Origin of the sequence: Streptomyces sp. ML-6, assembly GCF_030116705.1 — a bacterium.
Lineage (GTDB): Bacteria > Actinomycetota > Actinomycetes > Streptomycetales > Streptomycetaceae > Streptomyces.
The window spans coordinates 1,006,512-1,022,938 of sequence record NZ_JAOTIK010000001.1; the positions used below are offsets into that span (position 1 = coordinate 1,006,512).

At 70.2% G+C, this 16,427-nt stretch carries 14 protein-coding genes; 8 read left to right on the forward strand and 6 right to left on the reverse strand.

Translation table 11 applies throughout. The features are described 5' to 3' along the window. Positions 1-437 precede the first annotated feature (437 nt). The gene (locus OCT49_RS04375; protein ID WP_283850578.1) at positions 438-2,495 is read left to right on the forward strand and encodes a PA14 domain-containing protein; all 2,058 of its coding nucleotides are present in this window, start codon (positions 438-440) and stop codon (positions 2,493-2,495) included. 298 nt (positions 2,496-2,793) lie between these two features. Here the strand turns inward: OCT49_RS04375 and OCT49_RS04380 are convergent, their stop codons facing one another. Beyond that, entirely contained in the window at positions 2,794-3,363 is a 570-nt protein-coding gene (locus OCT49_RS04380; RefSeq protein ID WP_283850579.1) for a DJ-1/PfpI/YhbO family deglycase/protease, read from the reverse strand. Positions 3,364-3,775: 412 nt separating this feature from the next. Continuing rightward, entirely contained in the window at positions 3,776-3,931 is a 156-nt protein-coding gene (locus OCT49_RS04385) for a DUF6131 family protein (RefSeq protein ID WP_283850580.1), read from the reverse strand. A gap of 425 nt (positions 3,932-4,356) precedes the next feature. On the opposite strand from OCT49_RS04385, the gene OCT49_RS04390 reads away from it, so the two are divergent. The 5 genes from OCT49_RS04390 (at position 4,357) to OCT49_RS04410 (ending at position 8,740) form a co-directional block, all read left to right on the forward strand. Further along, a complete protein-coding gene (locus OCT49_RS04390; protein ID WP_283850581.1) occupies positions 4,357-5,244 on the forward strand; it encodes a glucose 1-dehydrogenase in 888 nt (295 codons plus the stop codon). Positions 5,245-5,534: 290 nt separating this feature from the next. Next, positions 5,535-6,572 (forward strand): NAD-dependent epimerase/dehydratase family protein, encoded by a 1,038-nt coding sequence (locus OCT49_RS04395; protein WP_283850582.1) that lies wholly within the window; start codon positions 5,535-5,537, stop codon positions 6,570-6,572. Positions 6,573-6,864: 292 nt separating this feature from the next. Next, positions 6,865-7,827 (forward strand): iron-containing redox enzyme family protein, encoded by a 963-nt coding sequence (locus OCT49_RS04400; protein ID WP_283850583.1) that lies wholly within the window; start codon positions 6,865-6,867, stop codon positions 7,825-7,827. 42 nt (positions 7,828-7,869) lie between these two features. Continuing rightward, a complete protein-coding gene (locus OCT49_RS04405; RefSeq protein WP_283850584.1) occupies positions 7,870-8,556 on the forward strand; it encodes a HemK2/MTQ2 family protein methyltransferase in 687 nt (228 codons plus the stop codon). Next, positions 8,540-8,740, forward strand: coding sequence for a CDGSH iron-sulfur domain-containing protein (locus OCT49_RS04410; protein ID WP_283850585.1), 201 nt, complete (start codon positions 8,540-8,542; stop codon positions 8,738-8,740). Before OCT49_RS04405 ends, OCT49_RS04410 begins: the two co-directional genes overlap by 17 nt. Positions 8,741-8,844: 104 nt before the next feature. On the opposite strand, the gene OCT49_RS04415 is transcribed toward OCT49_RS04410, so the two are convergent. Then, positions 8,845-10,107 carry a PP2C family protein-serine/threonine phosphatase gene (locus OCT49_RS04415; protein ID WP_283850586.1) on the reverse strand — a complete coding sequence of 421 codons (1,263 nt, stop codon included), beginning with the start codon at positions 10,105-10,107 and terminating at the stop codon, positions 8,845-8,847. Between the two features lie 320 nt (positions 10,108-10,427). On the opposite strand from OCT49_RS04415, the gene dnaK reads away from it, so the two are divergent. Together dnaK and OCT49_RS04425 are read left to right on the forward strand one after the other, a co-directional pair. Further along, positions 10,428-12,293 (forward strand): molecular chaperone DnaK, encoded by a 1,866-nt coding sequence (dnaK, locus tag OCT49_RS04420; RefSeq protein ID WP_283850587.1) that lies wholly within the window; start codon positions 10,428-10,430, stop codon positions 12,291-12,293. A gap of 373 nt (positions 12,294-12,666) precedes the next feature. Then, a complete protein-coding gene (locus OCT49_RS04425) occupies positions 12,667-13,788 on the forward strand; it encodes an amidinotransferase (protein WP_283850588.1) in 1,122 nt (373 codons plus the stop codon). Between the two features lie 171 nt (positions 13,789-13,959). On the opposite strand, the gene OCT49_RS04430 is transcribed toward OCT49_RS04425, so the two are convergent. The 3 genes from OCT49_RS04430 to ligD (OCT49_RS04440) form a co-directional block, all read right to left on the reverse strand. Next, on the reverse strand, positions 13,960-14,202 hold the full coding sequence (locus OCT49_RS04430) for a metallothionein (RefSeq protein WP_283850589.1): 243 nt from the start codon (positions 14,200-14,202) through the stop codon (positions 13,960-13,962). Positions 14,203-14,451: 249 nt separating this feature from the next. Beyond that, entirely contained in the window at positions 14,452-15,363 is a 912-nt protein-coding gene (ligD, locus tag OCT49_RS04435; RefSeq protein ID WP_283855665.1) for a non-homologous end-joining DNA ligase, read from the reverse strand. A 31-nt stretch (positions 15,364-15,394) separates the two neighbouring features. Further along, positions 15,395-16,414 carry a non-homologous end-joining DNA ligase gene (gene ligD / locus OCT49_RS04440; RefSeq protein ID WP_283850590.1) on the reverse strand — a complete coding sequence of 340 codons (1,020 nt, stop codon included), beginning with the start codon at positions 16,412-16,414 and terminating at the stop codon, positions 15,395-15,397. Positions 16,415-16,427: the final 13 nt, after the last annotated feature.

Here is a 16,427-nt window from a genome sequence, read left to right on the forward strand (position 1 = left end):
TGACACCAGCGGGCTCGGGCCGCAGTGGGTCCGAGCGCGTCACCGGGGCCGGAGGTCAGTGGGGCCGGGCCTCAATCGGGCCGGACCTCAATGGGGTCTGGGGGGTCTGGGGCTTTCGCCCGCCGGCTCCTCCAGGTATTCGGGGCAGTCGGGATTGCCGCAGGGGCCCGCGGCCCGCACGGGTACGAAGACTCCGAGGGTCTTGTGCCGCCTGGTGATCGTGATGGGCAGGGGCTGCTTGCAGACCGGGCACACAAGCGTCCCCTGGGGACCGGTCTCATGCTCGGTTTTGCTCATTCTTTAACCATATGTCGTGCGCCCCCGGACCGTACGGACGAACTCCGGGCGCCTGCGGCCTACAACCAAGCCCGTTCCTCACGAGTCTTGATCGTCGGCAGGCACGCCCTGCCGCAGAGGACCGAGATCGAAGGAACGAATTGAACCGACCCAGAGGCACAACGGTCGCCACCGCCGGCGCCGTCGTACTCGCCACCGCGGGGGGCCTGCTCAGTGTGGCCGCCCCCGCCGCCTCCGCCGCCGTGACCTGCGCGTCGCCCGTCTTCAAGCGGACGTTCTACGCGAACACCACGTTCTCCGGGACCCCCAAGGGCACGGACTGCGACTCGGTGATCGACCAGAACTGGGGAACCCGTGCCCCCGGCGTCAAGGGCATGCCCGCCAACAACTTCGGCGTCCGCTGGTCCATGACCCGCGACTTCGGCTCGGGCGGCCCCTTCACGTTCACCGCCTCCTCCCGTGACGGCATCCGCGTCTACCTCGACGGCGTCCGCAAGGTCAACGTGTGGAAGAACGTCTCCACCACCGTCTCCAAGACCGTCCAAATGACCATGCCGTCGGGCAGGCACAGTCTCCGCGTCGACTTCGTGAACTGGACCGGCGCCGCCAACGTCAAGTTCTCCTACGCCCCCCGCACCTCGGCGACCGTCGACAAGGTCAAGCCGCTCGTGCCGACCGGGACCACCGTCGCCTACAGCCCGACGGCCCTGTCCACGAAGATCAGCTGGGCCAGGAACAAGGAGATGGACCTCGCCGGGTACCGCGTCTACCGGCGGCTGAAGGGCACCTCCTACCCCACGAAGCCGCTCGCGACGACGACGTCCACCTCGTACACCGACACGACCGTCCCGAAGGACGGCAACGTCTACTACTACGAGGTCCGCGCCCACGACAAGGCCGGCAACGTGTCCTCGGGCACGGCCGACCTGGCCGTCACCACCGTGGACCGCACCGCTCCCACCGCCCCGAAGGGCGTCGAGGACAACTGGTCCATGGATTTCCCGACCGAGATCACCCTCTACTGGGACAGCAACACGGAGCCGGACCTCGCCGGGTACCGCGTCTACCGCTCGACGTCCAACCCGGTCGCCCTCACCCCCGAGAACCGCCTCACCGGCGACAAGCTGTCGCCCGGCGGGTACACCGGACCGCTGCCGCCGACCGGCGACGTCTACTACTACGTCGTCACCGCCGTCGACGCCCATGGACTGGAGTCCCCGGCCTCGGGCACGGCGATGTACTACACCCGTGACCGGACGGGCCCCGTGGACACCGCCCTCAACGCGCGGGCCGTCGAGAGCGAGGCGGGCGTCACCCTGGACTGGGACGCCTCCGAGCGGACCAGCGACGACTTCGCGGGCTACTCGGTCTTCCGGAAGACCGTGCGGGGCACCACCGTCGGCGCGAGCGTGGAGGTCGGCAAGGGCGTGCGGGGCACCACCTTCACCGACGCCGCCCCGCCGCCCGGCTTCACGTACCGCTACCGGGTGGTGGCCGTCGACCACGCCGGGAACGGGGGCGTCCCCTCCCAGGAGCTCACCCTCGACGTCGCCGGCAACACGACCGCGCCGGCCGCGGTCGCCGGCCTGACCGCCACCCCGAAGGAGAACGGCGTCACGCTCTCCTGGGAGGCGAACGACGAGCCCGGCTCCGACCACTACCGCGTGCTGCGCGGCACCCTCGTCGACGGCCGGTGGTCCTACACCCCGGTGCAGGACCCCTGGACCCTGAAGCCGCGGGAGATCACGGCGACGACGTTCCACGACGCCGTGCCCGCCGACGGTCAGCAGGTGCGCTACGCCGTCGTCGCCGTCGACCAGTACGGCAACCGGCTCACCCCGGAGACCGGCGCGTCCGTCGCCGAGATCACCGAGCTGGACCTCCGTCCGACCGCCCCGCCCGCGTCCGGCGCGCCGCTCGGCCACCTCGCCGCCGACGCCTCCGGCTGGATCTCCTGGTTCCTGTCCAGCGACAGGAACGAGAACGGCAGCCCGGTCTCCGGCTTCGCCATCCACCGCTGGAACCCGCGGACCGCGACGTTCGAACGGATCGGCACCGAGCCCGAGGACAACGCCGGCAGCGGCGACTGGACGGACCTCGACCAGCCGGCCGCCACCACGGTGTACTACCGCGTCACGGTCCTCTACGCGGACGGCACCGAGTCCGGCGCGAGCGAGACGGTCACCGTGACCGACTGATCGCCCCGGCGCCGGGGTTCCTTGGGGCCTCGGACCCGCCCCGATCCCGGTCCGGTCCGGCCGGCCCCTACAAGGTCGGCCGGACCGGAATCGGACAAGAAGCGTCGGCGTCCGTACGAGCCCCTCGGAAAAGCGCCGAGGAACGGGGCGCCCCGGAGAGACGCGATCGGGACCGCTCGTCCGTTCGTCCATGAACAAGCGGGGACTGCACCGGGCTCGTGGGCTCCGGGGCGGTACGGCGTACGGGTCGCCGTCCGGCCGCATCGGTGGGGGCGCTCCCTCCGGCCCGGGCCCGCCCTCACCGGGAGCCCGCCGCGAGGGCCGCGTCCACCTCGCGGAGGAATGGTTCCAGGTCTCTCGGAGTGCGTGAGGTGACGAGCCGCCAGCCGTGCCGGTCGTCCGTGACGACCGGCTCATCGGTCCATTCCCCGCCCGCGTTACGGATGTCCGTCTTCAGCGAGGGGTAGGACGTCAGCCTCTTCTCCGCCACCACCCCCGCTTCGACCAGCGCCCACGGCCCGTGGCAGATGGCCGCGACGGGCCGCCCGGACGACACGAAGGCGCGGACGATGCGCAGGGCGTCGTCCTGTTGGCGCAGGGCGTCGGCGTTCAGGGTTCCTCCGGGGATCAGCAGCAGGTCGTAGGCGGCCGGATCCACGTCGGCGAGCGTGAGTCCCGGCCGGACCGTTCTCCCCGGATTCCTGTCGCCCACCAGCGTCCGGACGTCGTCCGTCGACACCGCGGCGACCGATACCTGAACGTCCCGGCCGCACAGGTGCTCCTGAGGCACCAGAAGCTCGTCCTGCTCGACGCCGTGGTTCGTGACGATCGCCAGCACCTTCCGCGTGCTCCTGTCGTCGGCAGTCATGCGTGGTCCCTTCGACGGAGGTGTCCCGGCCCCTCAGCGGGTGATCCGTCCCGCTGTTCAGGCCCCGTCCTGCCCACTCACGCCCCGTTGTCCTCCGCTCGGACCCGGACGGTGCGCAGCGTGGGGTCGGGGAGGTTCATTGAAGTAGGCGTCGCGGGCAGACGTGCCTGGGTCGGCCTCGGCTCGCCGGGGTCGGGAAACTCGACATGCCGCCCGGAAGGCAGCGTTTCCGCCCGGTCGGCGAGGCAAGGGCGTCCAGGACGGCCGCCTCACTGTGGTCCATGGACACATAGACACCTTTCTGGGCACGGGCGGGTTCACCGCTTACGTGCCCAGTGCAGGTTGTCGGCTCGGCGGGGCATTACTCGTCGGTGCCCCGCTTTCCAGGGGCGAAGCGCGCCGCCCGAAGGCGCTACCAATAATGTCTGCGTCCCGCGACGGCATGCCCCATCCCGCCCAGGATCCACAGGATCAGGCCGATCACGGCCAGGATGATCCCGATCGTCCACAGGATGGAAATACCGGTGACGAAACCGATGACGAGCAGTATGACTCCCAGAATGATCACAACACGCTCCGATCTCGTGTGTGTTCTTCCTTCACTCTGTCCCCCCTGAGCCGTTGCGGCAACTGCCCGGGCTCTCAAGCCGGCTCGCCCCGGGTGACCACCGGCGTCCGGGACGCCGAAGTGCGGCGTGGCGAGGGCGGGGGAATCGTGGGACAGGCAATGACAGCGGCGCCACCGTGCCGGGGCGTTGACTTCCGTGTCGCGGCTCCCGGGAGAACGGCAGCGGCCGACGGCGATGCCGCACCGGCCGTCCCACCCTTCGCAGGCCCGCCCTTCGCAGTCCCACGCGGCGCCTTTCTCATCCATGATCACGCAGGCGGGTCCGTCACCGTCTCCGGCAGTCGGCCTCGACAAAGAGGTACGGCTCCAGCCACCCTGCCCTCCCCTCCCCCCACGAACCGACTCCGCCGAGGAAGGACCGCGCCATGAACGCAGCCCAGCAGCCGCAGAACCCCGCGCGAGGCGCCGACGAGCAGGAGATCCCGCAGCAGACCCAGCAGTATCCCGGGTGGACGGAACCGATGGACCCGCGCCCCGACCACGGTGAGGACACGTACCGGGGCAGCGGCCTGCTCACCGACCGCACAGCGGTCCTGACGGGTGGGGACTCCGGAATCGGCCGGGCCGTGGCACTGGCCTTCGCCCGTGAGGGCGCCGACGTCGTGTTCACTCATCTGGAGAACGAGCGGGGGGAGGCCCGGGCGACGGTGGACCTGGTCGAGGGAGCGGGACGACGTGCCGTGCCGGTGGTCTGCGACATCCGTGAGGAAGCCTCGTGCCGCACCCTCATCGATACGGCCGTGTCGGAGTTCGGCCGTATCGATGTCCTGATCAACAACGCCGCGTACCAGATGGCACAGCCGGAGGGCATCGAAGGCATCTCCACCGACCAGTTCGACCGTGTGGTGCGGACCAACCTCTACGGAATGTTCTGGCTGTGCAAGATGGCGCTGCCCCACATCCCCGCCGGTGGCTCGGTCATCAACACGGCCTCGGTCCAGGGCTATCAGCCGAGTCCGCACCTCCTGGACTACGCGATGACGAAGGGCGCGATCGTGACCTTCACCCAGGGGCTCGCCCAGGAGCTGGCCTCCGAAGGCATTCGCGTCAACGCCGTGGCCCCCGGCCCGGTGTGGACCCCGCTCATCCCTGCCACCCTGCCCGACACCCACGAGTTCGGGAAGCAGACCCCGCTCGGTCGTGTCGCGCAACCCGCCGAGATCGCCCCGGCCTACGTCTTCCTCGCATCGTCGAGAGCCTCCTTCGTCACGGGCGAGGTCATGAACGTGACGGGCGGAACCCCCCTCCCCTGACGGGCGGGACGCCCTTTTCTGGTCGCATCGCGTCCACGGGCGGCCGGCTCCGGCTTCCTCCTCGTGCGCACGCCGCCGTCGCACCCCCGGGTACCGCACTCCGCACTCCTCGTGTTCTTCCCCCTCCCCGCCCGTGAACGTTCCTGCCACAGGAGGCGGAACGGCCCGGTCGCTGTTTGGCTGGATGGAGGGGCTCACAGCTGTGGGGGCGGACGATCCGCTACCCGTCCGGGCCCCTGGGGGCGGCGTCACCGTACGGGGATCGGGCTTTCGGGAAGGGTGGAAACACCATGACCGCACATGCGGGACTGCACGTGGTGGTGACGGGAGCCACCGGCAATGTGGGAACCAGCGTCGTCGAGGCCCTCGCCGGGGATCCGGACGTGGCGGACGTCGTCGGCCTGGCCCGCCGACGTCCGGAGGTCTCCGTCCCCGGGGTGCGGTGGATGGCCGTGGACCTCTCCGGCGAGGACAGTCCGGCGGTGCTGGACGAACTCTTCGCCGACGCGGACGCCGTCGTCCACCTGGCCTGGCGGTTCCAGCCCACGCACGATCCGGTGGTGACCTGGCGGAGCAACGTGCTGGGATCCATCCGGGTCTTCGAGGCCACGGCCCGGGCGGGCGTCCGGACCCTGGTGCACGCCTCGTCCGTGGGTGCGTACTCCCCCGGCCCGAAGGCCGAGCGCGGGGTGGACGAGACGTGGCCGACGCACGGGTGGCCGGATGCCGCCTACTGCCGGGAGAAGTCCTACCTGGAGCGGGTGCTGGACTCCTTCGAACTGCGTCATCCGGACGTCCGGGTGGTGCGGATGCGCCCCGGCTTCCTGTTCAAGGAACAGTCCGCCAGCCAGCAGCGCCGCATCTTCGCGGGCCGCTACATGCCCGGCGTCCTGCTGCGCCCGGATCTGCTCCCGTTCGTGCCGGACCTGCCGGGGCTGCGGCTCCAGGTGCTGCACACCGATGACGCGGCGCAGGCCTACCGGGCGGCCGTGCTCACCGATGTACGCGGCCCGTTCAACCTGGCGGCGGAGCCGGTGCTCGGCCCTCGGGAGCTCGCGGAACTGCTCGGCACCCGGGCGGTGCGCGTCCCGCCGTCCATGGTGCGGACGGTCCTGTCGGCGGCGTGGCACACCCGCGCCGTGCCGGCTTCCCCGCATCTGTTCGACGCGGTGCTCCGTCTCCCGGTCCTCGACTGCTCCCGGGCCCACGACCTGCTGGAGTGGCAGCCGACCCGGTCCGCCCAGGAGGCGCTGTCGGCGTTCCTGCGCGGCGTACGGAGCGGGGCGGGGCTGGACACTCCGCCCCTGGTCGGCCGGAAGTGGGGGTGAACGCGGCACGGCGGTGAACCTCGCGTGGCCGGGACGGACCGCCGGGAGGGAACAGCCGGGCGGACCACCGAGAGGGGAACAGCCATGGAGAACCGGCCCTTCTCCCGGTCACCGGTTCCGGAACCCGGCCCCTGGGCGGTGGCTCCGGCCGACGGCCCGTCCGGCCGTCGTACGGCGCCGCAGATGCGGTCGGCCCCGTGCACGAGGAGCATCGGAAGCAGATGTGGTCGCCCCGCCCAGTGGGTCCCGCCCGGCCCCCGGCACGGCCCCGGAGCGGCCGGAGGGAAGTGCGATGCCCGTGAGCCCCAGCGCGCCACCACTGCCCCGCCGCAGGGGAACGTTGTCGGCAGCGGTCTCCGACGCACTGCTGGACCGCGCCGCGCTGCCCGACCCCGCGGCGGCGGGTCCGGCCGATCCGTACGGTGACGATCTGCAACTGGCCCTGTACACCTGTTACGAACTCCACTACCGGGGCTTCGAGGGCGTCGATGCGGGACGGGAGTGGGACACCGCTCTTCTCTCGGTGCGGGCTTCGCTGGAGGACCGCTTCCTCACCGCTCTGCGGCGCGACGTGCCCGTGCCGGAACCGCTGGACGGTCTGCTTGCCGATCTGCTGGTCCAGCCCGTCGATTCCGACGGCGTCCCTCAGTTCCTCGCGAAGCGAGGCACATTGGAGAACCTGCGTGAATACGCACGACAGCGCTCCCTCTACCACCTGAAGGAGGCCGATCCGCACGCCTGGGTGCTGCCGCGGCTCAGCGGGCGGGCCAAGGCCGCGATGGCCGCCGTGGAGTTCGACGAGTTCGGCGGCGGCAGAGCGGAGCGCGTACACGCCCGGCTGTTCGCGGATCTCATGTCGGACCTGGGTCTGAACACCGGATACGGGCACTATCTGGACAGCGGGTACGCGGAAATGCTCGCCCTCGTCAACGCCATGTCGCTGTTCGGGCTGCACCGGACGATGCGCGGCGCCCTGGTGGGGCACTTCGCCGCCGTCGAGATCACCTCCTCGCCGGCCTCCCGGCACCTCGCCCGCGCGATGGCCCGTACCGGCGCCGGCCCGGCCGCGCAGCACTTCTACGACGAGCACGTCGAAGCCGACGCCGTGCACGAACAAGTGGTACGGAACGAAGTGATCGGGGGGCTTCTCGACGAAGAGCCCGGACTGGAGCCGGACATCGCGTTCGGGATCGCCGTCACCTCGTTCCTCGAGGACCGTCTCGGTCGGCGGTTCCTCGCGGCATGGGGAGCGTGACGGATGTGCCGCGAGGGAATCAGTACGACGGGAGAAGACCACGTGGCTGGTGAAACCGACGGGACGCGCCCGTTCTCGCAACCGTTCCTGGTCACGCTTCCGGGGGTATACGCGCCGCAGAGCGACACACGGTTGTTGTTGGCGGCGCTCGAACGGGAACGCGTCGGCCCCGGGACCGCCGTGCTGGACGTCGGAACGGGCAGCGGTGCGCTGGCCGTGCGGGCCGCTCAGCTGGGCTGCGAGGTGACGGCCGTGGACGTCGCGCTCCGAGCGGTCATCACCGCACGCCTCAACGCGATGCTGCACCGCCGCCGCATCACGGTGCGCCGCAGCGATCTGATGTCCGCCGTCAGAACCCGCTCGTACGACCTCATCCTGTGCAACCCGCCCTACGTCCCGGCACCGGACATCCCGCGGCACGGCGCCTCCCGTGCCTGGAACGCGGGCAGCGACGGCCGGGCGGTCGTCGACCGCCTCTGCACGACGGTGCCGTCGATGCTGCGGCGGGGCGGCGGGGTTCTCCTCCTGGTGCACTCCGGGCTCTGCGACCCCGACGCCACCCTGAACCGGCTCAGACGCGCGGGGCTGGACGCGGCCGTCAGCAGCCGGGTCCGCATCCCCTTCGGCCCCGTGCTGCTCTCCCGTCTCCGCTGGCTGCGCGAGCACCGGCTGATACGCACCGACGACACGAACGAGGAGCTGGTGGTCATCCGTGCCGAACGCCCCTGACGCACCGTGCCGCATCACCCTGACGGAAGACGGTCCCCTCCTCGTGGAAGGGCCGGTGGAAGTCACCATGCCGGACGGTTCCGTGCACACCTCCGACCGCTTCGTCGTCGCGATCTGCACGTGCCGGCGCAGCGGCGCCCTCCCCTGGTGCGACACCAGCCACCGCACGCGAACGCGGACGTGATCGCCGCCGGGCCCCGCGCCGGAGCTTCCCGGCACCGGGCGGTGGGGGGTGCCCCGCCGGCTCGGGCGGCGTCCGGTCGTACCGCGCCGTTCGCGGCGCCGGGTTCATTCGGGGAGGCCGACGAGGGTTTCGGCCTCCCCGGGGTCGAAGGGGGTGGGGCCGTGCCATTCCAGGAGGAGGACGGTGGCGTCGTCGCGCAGGGTGCCGTGGTGCCGGTCGAGGATGCTGCGGACGAGGCGGCGGAGTGTTTCGGGGACGGACAGGTTGTCGGCGTGGTGGCGCAGGAGGAAGTCGAGGAATCCGTCGAGGCCGAATTCACGACCGTCGGAGTCGCGCGCTTCGGTGATGCCGTCGGTGTGGAGGACGAGGCGGTCACCGGGTTGCAGGCGTTCCCGGCACAGCGTGGCGGGCAGCCCGAGGGCGGTGCCCAGGGGAGGGGCGGGCGGACAGTTCAGCTGTGTGGTCCAGCGGCCGCCGCGGATCACGACCGGCGGGTGGTGACCGTGGCTGATCCAGGTCAGCAGGCCCGTCCTGGTGTCGAGGGTGGCCAGGACGGCGGTGACGTACGAGCGGTCGAGGTGGTCCAGGAGGGTGCGTTCGATGCCCTCCCCGGTCTCGATCAGCCCGGCGCCGCGCCGACGGTGGCTGCGGCAGGCGGCCACCGCGAGGTTGGCGGTGAGGCCGGCGGCGGTGTCGTGGCCCATGGCGTCGAAGATCGCGAGATGTACGAGTCCGTCGGTGGTGGCGTAGTCGTAGGCGTCCCCGGCGTTCTCGTAGGCCGGTTCCATGGCCGCGCCGATCACCACATGGCTGTCGGCGTACGCGCGCGGAGGCATGAGCTGCCACTGCATCTCCGCCGCCACGTTCATCGGCCGGGTGCGGACGAGAGCGGCGTGGGAGTCGCTGTGCACGGACTTCGTGACGATGATCAGCGCGATCAGGGACGCCAGGCACTCGATGTCCCGCCGGGTGTGGGCGTCGTCGGACGCGGCGGTGACGCGCATCATCCCCAGGCGCTCGGTGCCGTCCAGGAGGGGCACCCACCACTGGCGCTCACCGGGCCTTTCCTGCCCGGGCCGGGGAACGAGGAGGACCTCGCCGTGCTGGAAGCCCCGCCCGGCCAGGGTGGAGTCCACGCTCAGTTCGGGCGGCCCGGTCCCGGCCGGGCCGGCGGTGCCGGGTCCGGAGCCGGTGAGCAGCCGGAGTACGTCCTGCCGCACGTCGCACAGGTAGATCAGGATGTCGTGCAGTCCGGCTGCCGCCGCGTACGTCGTCACGCAAACGGGCAGCTGGTCCAGGGTCATCAGGTGACTGCTGTCGAGCAGGCCCGTGATCATCTTGTAGGTGGCCTGGTGCCGCTGCGCCATCGCAAAGCCCTCCTGCCCCCAGGATCCACTCCGCCCGCTCTGCCCGCATCGGCACACTCTTGACTGGACCCTTGTCAAGTTTATTGCGGCGAGTTATATAGGTGGTAGCGCCGCAGTCACCCCTGAACCGGCAGGAAAGGGGCGGACGGGATGCTCATGCGAATCGGCCCCCTTTCGCGCGACGGACCGGCCGACACGGCCGGTGTCCGGCACCGCGACGAGGCCCGCCCCGCCCCCTCGGCCCGCCGTTCCGGTCGCTCCGGGTGGCCGGGAGCCGGGGGAGTCACGCATTCGGAACACACGTCCGAAGGGAGCGAGTGATGACACGGGCGGTAGGCATCGACCTGGGTACGACCAACTCCGTGGTCGCCGTCCTCGAGGGCGGCGAGCCGACCGTCATCACCAACGCGGAGGGCTTGCGGACCACACCGTCAGTGGTCGGCTTCTCGAAGCAGAAGGGTGAGGTGCTGGTCGGTGAAGTCGCCAAGCGCCAGGCCGTGACCAACATCGAGCGCACCGCACGGTCGGTGAAGCGGCACATGGGCGAGGCCGGGTGGCACTTCCCCGAATCCGGGGACATCGACGGCAAGCGGTACGCGGCCCAGGAAATCTCCGCGCGGGTCCTGCAGAAGTTGAAGCGGGACGCCGAGGCATACCTCGGCGAGGAGGTGACGGACGCGGTCATCACCGTTCCGGCGTACTTCAACGACTCCCAGCGCCAGGCCACCAAGGAGGCCGGCGAGATCGCCGGGCTGAAGGTGCTGCGGATCATCAACGAGCCGACAGCGGCGGCGCTCGCGTACGGCCTGGACAAGGAGAACGACCAGACGATCCTGGTGTTCGACCTGGGTGGCGGCACCTTCGACGTCTCCCTGCTGGAGATCGGCGAGGGCGTGGTGGAGGTGAAGTCCACCAACGGTGACACGCACCTGGGCGGTGACGACTGGGACCAGCGGATCGTCGACCATCTGACCGCGCAGTTCAAGAACGCGTACGGCATCGACCTGTCCAAGGACAAGATGGCCACGCAGCGGCTGCGCGAGGCGGCGGAGAAGGCGAAGATCGAGCTGTCCGCGGCGACGGAGACGACGATCAGCCTGCCGTACATCACCGCGTCTTCCGAGGGCGCGCTGCATCTGGACGAGAAGCTGACGCGCGCCCACTTCCAGCAGCTCACCCAGGACCTGCTGGAGCGGTGCAAGGGCCCGTTCCACAGCGCGATCGAGGATGCGGGGATCTCCGTCTCGGAGATCAATCACGTGATCATGGTGGGCGGCTCCACGCGCATGCCCGCAGTGACCGATCTGATCAGGGAGTTGACGGGGAAGGACCCGCACAAGGGCGTGAACCCGGACGAGGTCGTCGCCATCGGCGCCTCGCTCCAGGCCGGTGTCCTCAAGGGCGAGGTCAAGGACGTCCTGCTGCTCGACGTCACCCCGCTGTCCCTCGGCATCGAGACCAAGGGCGGCATCATGACCAAGCTCATCGAGCGCAACACCACGATCCCGACCAAGCGGTCCGAGATCTTCACGACGGCCGAGGACAACCAGCCGTCCGTGCAGATCCAGGTCTACCAGGGCGAGCGCGAGATCGCGGCGTACAACAAGAAGCTCGGCATGTTCGAGCTGACCGGTCTGCCGCCGGCCCCGCGCGGCGTCCCGCAGATCGAGGTCGCCTTCGACATCGACGCCAACGGCATCATGCACGTGACCGCGAAGGACCTGGGCACGGGCAAGGAGCAGAAGATGACCGTCACCGGCGGCTCCGCCCTGCCGAAGGACGACATCGACCGCATGATGCGCGATGCCGAGGCACACGCCGAGGAGGACCGTCGCCGCCGCGAGGCCGCCGAGACCCGCAACCAGGCCGAGCAGCTCGTCTACCAGACCGAGAAGCTCCTGTCCGACAACGCGGACAAGATCCCCGGCGACGTGAGGACGGAGGTGGAGACCGCGCTCACCGAGCTGAAGGAGAAGCTCAAGGGTGAGGACGCCACCGCGATCCGTACCGCCATGGAGAAGGCGGCCACAGCCGCGCAGAAGATCGGCAGCGCCCTCTACGCCCAGGCACCGGGTGCCGGAAGCGGCGCCGACTCCGCGTCCCGGTCCGGGCAGGAGAGCGGTGAGGAGGAGGTCGTCGATGCCGAGATCGTCGACGACGAGAGGACGGAGGGGGACGAGCGATGAACCGGCCGGACGAGTCCCGATCGTCGCGGCAGCGCCGCCGGCAGCCGCCCTCTGCCGTGATCCGGGACCACCTTTCCTGATCCAGGACAACACCAGCGCATCGGGCCCGCACGAGGCCCTCACCGAGCCGGGTGAGGGCAAGAGCGAGGGCGGTCGCCGACCGTCGACAGCACCCGCATCCCGCCGGACCGGCGCCGCTCTTCCGCTGCTTCACGGCCGGGTGGCGGTTTGCCCTGAAAACCCGAATCATTCAAGTACGTGACGTATTGTTCAGCTCCGGTTACCGAACCATGTCATCGAAGGCGGTCAAGCAATGGGGAGCGCAGAGGCTCCGCGGTCGGACGGCGGTGCCGGGCAGTACGGAGCACGCGTCATGCGGCTGCCGACGGACACGGCTGCCGCCACCGCGGAGCCTCTTGTCTCGCCCGTGAACTCGCACAACGAGTGGGACCCGCTGGAGGAAGTCATCGTCGGACGCCTCGACGGCGTGACGATTCCCTCCGACCACCCCGTCGTGTCCTGCAACCTCCCGCCCTGGGCGGCGCGGTTGCACCGGCGGGTCGGAGGGTTTCGGTATCCGCGCGTACTGACCGAGCGGGCACAGCAGGAGCTCGATCAGTTCGTCGCCCTCCTGGAGTCCCTCGGCATCACGGTCAGACGTCCGGACGCGACCGACCACCGGCGGCGGTTCCGAACCCCCGACTGGTCGTCGCGCGGCTTCGGCAACACCTGTCCCCGCGACAGCATGCTCGTGATCGGCGACGAGATCATCGAGACCCCGATGGCCTGGCCGTGCCGGCACTTCGAGACCCACACGTACCGTTCCCTCCTCAAGGACTACTTCCGTCGCGGCGCGCGCTGGACGGCGGCACCCAGGCCGCAGCTCACCGGCGACCTGTTCAAGGAAGGCTTCCGCACCCCCGGTACCGGCGAACCCATGCGCTACCTCCTCACCGAGTTCGAACCGGTATTCGATGCGGCGGACTTCGTGCGCGCGGGGCACGACCTGTTCGTGACCCGGAGCAACGTCACCAACGGCATGGGGATCCAATGGCTGCGCCGCCATCTCGGGCCCGCGTACCGCATCCACGAGATCGAGAGCCGCTGCCGCGCACCCATGCACATCGACACGACGTTCCTCCCGCTCGCGCCCGGGAAGGTGCTGGTCAATCCCGAGTATGTCGACACCGACCGGCTGCCCGACGTCCTGCGGTCCTGGGACATCCTGATCGCCCCCGAGCCCGACCCGATCGACGAGCGGCTGCTGAGGCTCACCTCGATGTGCGGCAAGTGGCTCAGCATGAACGTTCTCATGATCGACGAGAAGCGGGTGATCGCGGAGCGGCACCACACCGGCATGCTGCGCGCGCTCGAAGGCTGGGGATTCGAACCGATCCCGTGCGACCTGCTGCATTACGCACCGTTCGGCGGCTCGTTCCACTGCGCAACGCTCGATGTCCGGCGGCGCGGGGGGCTCGAATCCTATTTCGACTGAGGTCACGTCCGGCAGGTGAGCGGGTGGAACGGGGAACCCCCGGCCCGAGGGCGGCCTCACCCCCGTCGGCCGCGCCGCCGAGGACGCCCGGTGCCAGGCGCCAGATGCCATCCCGGCGTTCCTGGGCGGTGGTCCGCTCCCGGCCGCGGTCCGGCGGCCGGGCCGAGGGGTTCAGGCGTGATCCACGAGCTGGGACCGGGACAGACCTTTCTCACGCGCGCAGTGTGCGCAGCAGAAGAACTGTCCGTCGGCCTGCATGCCGTGGCCGAGGATGCGGCACTGGCAGTTGACGCAGATCGGGGCGATCTTCTGGGCGGCGCACTCGATGCTGTCGAAGACGTGGACCGCCCCTCCTGCGGCTCGCACCTCGAACGCCAGCTCGTAGTCGTTGTGACACACCTCGCACACGGCCATGGTGATCAGTCCTTGCTGTCGGAATCGATGAGGTGGGGCGCCTGCACGTTCACTCGCCCGGGCAGGCGCGGCGCCCCGGACGTTAGCGAAGGACCGGGCCGATCCTCCGGCAGCGCGCGGACCGCGAGCGACCGTTCCGCCGGAATCACTCCTACAGAGTCCTCACCGACGACGGTGATGCCGGATCGGCGCATACCTGGCCGGCCCCGTGCCCGCCCTCCGTGCCTCCGCACCGAAGAACTCACGTCCTCATGAGGTGTCTTCCCGGACGAGAGCGTCGAGCCGGCGCCGGGCCGGACCCAGGGAGCGTCTGCAGCGGCTCAGCCCCTTCCAGGGGTCGCCGTGGTCGGCCAGCCGGTCCGGGAGGGTGCGCAGGGTCCAGTGCTGCGGGCCGATCCGTTGGTCGTCGAGTTCGTCCCAGTCGAGCGGGGTGGCCACGGGGGCGTGGGGGCGGGCCCGGACCGCGTAGGGGGCCACCGAGGTCTGGGCGTAGGCGTTGCGCTGGATGTCCAGGTACAGCCGGCCGCGGCGCTTGTTCTTGCGCGCCTCGGTCGTCAGCCTGTCCGGGTACCGGCCGGCGAGAAGTGCGGCCACCTGGCGGGCGAAGGCGCGGGTGGTGTCGAAGTCGGTGTGCCGGTCCAGGAGCAGGACGAGGTGCAGGCCCCGCGAGCCCGTCGTCATCACGGCGGGCCGGAGCCCCAGTTCTTCGGTGAGGAGATGCCCGAGCTTCCTGGCGGTCCAGCGCACGATCTCGAATCCGTCACCCGGCGGATCCAGGTCGAAGACGAGCCGGTCCGGACAGTCGAGGTCGTCGATGCGGCTGAGCCATGGATGCGGAGTGATGCATGCCTGGTTGGCGAGGTAGGCCAGAGTGGCGGCGTCGTCGCACACGACCATGGAGAGGGTCCCGTCCTCCTTGGCGACCTCTTGGCGGTGGATCCAGTCCGGGAAGTAGTCGGGGACGTCCTTGTGGAAGAACGACTTCCCGCCGTACCCGTCCGGGTGACGTTCCATGGCCAGGGGTCGTCCGCGCAGATGGGGCAGCATGGGGCGGGAGACGGTGCGGTAGAAGTCGATGAGTTCGGCCTTGGTGATGCCGTCGTCGGGGAAGAGTTCCTTGTCCGGATTCGTTATCGCGACGGTACGGCCCCCGACGCGCATGCTGTCCTTCGTACTCACCGCTTCTCCTTCCTCACTGCTTTGCCTTCGGCCGCTCGCGCACCACCTGCTCGGCGGGCTTGTCGGTGCGCAGGCCGACGTACCGGGGATGGCGCAGCTTGCCGTCATCGGTCCACTCGGTGAAGACGATCTCGGCGACGAGCTCGGGCCGCACCCAGTGCACGCCGCGTTCGCGGACCGTGCCACCGGTGAACGGCTGCCGCTCGCACTCCAGCGCGTCCAGGCGCTCACGCAGCCCGGCCAGGGTCCTGCGGTCGTATCCGGTGCCGACCTTGCCCGCGTAGCGAAGCCGGTCGCCCTCGTAGTATCCGACGAGCAGTGCGCCGAAGCCGGTACGGCTGCCCGCCGGTTCGGTGAAGCCACCGATCACCAGCTCCTGCCCCTGCCCGCACTTGAACTTCAGCCAGTCCGCCGACCGCCTCGGCACGTACCGGCTGTCCGCCCGCTTGGCGACCAGTCCTTCCCAGCCCCACCCGCAGGCCTGGCGCAGATACGCCTCCCCGGTGGCGTTGCGGTGGTTCGTGAACCGCAGTGGGGCACGGAAGGCGAGGGTGTGACGCAGCAGCGCCTTGCGGGTGCGCAGTGGCAGGGAGGTGAGATCGTGGCCGTCCAGATGCAGCAGGTCGAAGGCGTAGTAGGTGACCGCGACCGCGCTGCGCCGGGCCTTGTCGGCATCGTGGATGCCCATGCGCTGTTGCAGTCGGGCGAAACTGGTGCGGGTGCCGGTGAAGGCGACCATCTCGCCGTCGACGACGAAGTCGTCGCAGCCTTGACCGGCGAGGGCCCCTGCGACCTCGGGGTAGGTGTCCGTGAGGTCCTCTCCGCTGCGGGAGGCCAATCGTGCCCCGTCGCCGTCACGGAATCCCAGGCACCGCTCTCCGTCCAGCTTGCGCTCGAAGAGCCATCCGGGATCGGAGAAGTAGTCCTTGGTCAGGGTCGCGAGCATGGGCCGTACGGTGCGCGGCTGGGCGGCGGCGCGCAGTGCTGTGCGTGCTTGTTCGGACAGACCGTCCTGCCAGCCGGCTGCGATCATTGGCCTCGGGCCC

What these genes read in the sequence shown, in the direction of transcription:
- ligD (WP_283850590.1), bottom strand. Translation starts at nt 16,414, where the DNA reads ATGATCGCAGCCGGCTGGCAGGACGGTCTGTCCGAACAAGCACGCACA.
- OCT49_RS04380 (WP_283850579.1), bottom strand. Translation starts at nt 3,363, where the DNA reads ATGACTGCCGACGACAGGAGCACGCGGAAGGTGCTGGCGATCGTCACG.
- OCT49_RS04415 (WP_283850586.1), bottom strand. Translation starts at nt 10,107, where the DNA reads ATGGCGCAGCGGCACCAGGCCACCTACAAGATGATCACGGGCCTGCTC.
- ligD (WP_283855665.1), bottom strand. Translation starts at nt 15,363, where the DNA reads ATGCGCGTCGGGGGCCGTACCGTCGCGATAACGAATCCGGACAAGGAA.
- OCT49_RS04425 (WP_283850588.1), top strand. Translation starts at nt 12,667, where the DNA reads ATGCGGCTGCCGACGGACACGGCTGCCGCCACCGCGGAGCCTCTTGTC.
- dnaK (WP_283850587.1), top strand. Translation starts at nt 10,428, where the DNA reads ATGACACGGGCGGTAGGCATCGACCTGGGTACGACCAACTCCGTGGTC.
- OCT49_RS04395 (WP_283850582.1), top strand. Translation starts at nt 5,535, where the DNA reads ATGACCGCACATGCGGGACTGCACGTGGTGGTGACGGGAGCCACCGGC.
- OCT49_RS04430 (WP_283850589.1), bottom strand. Translation starts at nt 14,202, where the DNA reads ATGGCCGTGTGCGAGGTGTGTCACAACGACTACGAGCTGGCGTTCGAG.
- OCT49_RS04390 (WP_283850581.1), top strand. Translation starts at nt 4,357, where the DNA reads ATGAACGCAGCCCAGCAGCCGCAGAACCCCGCGCGAGGCGCCGACGAG.
- OCT49_RS04400 (WP_283850583.1), top strand. Translation starts at nt 6,865, where the DNA reads ATGCCCGTGAGCCCCAGCGCGCCACCACTGCCCCGCCGCAGGGGAACG.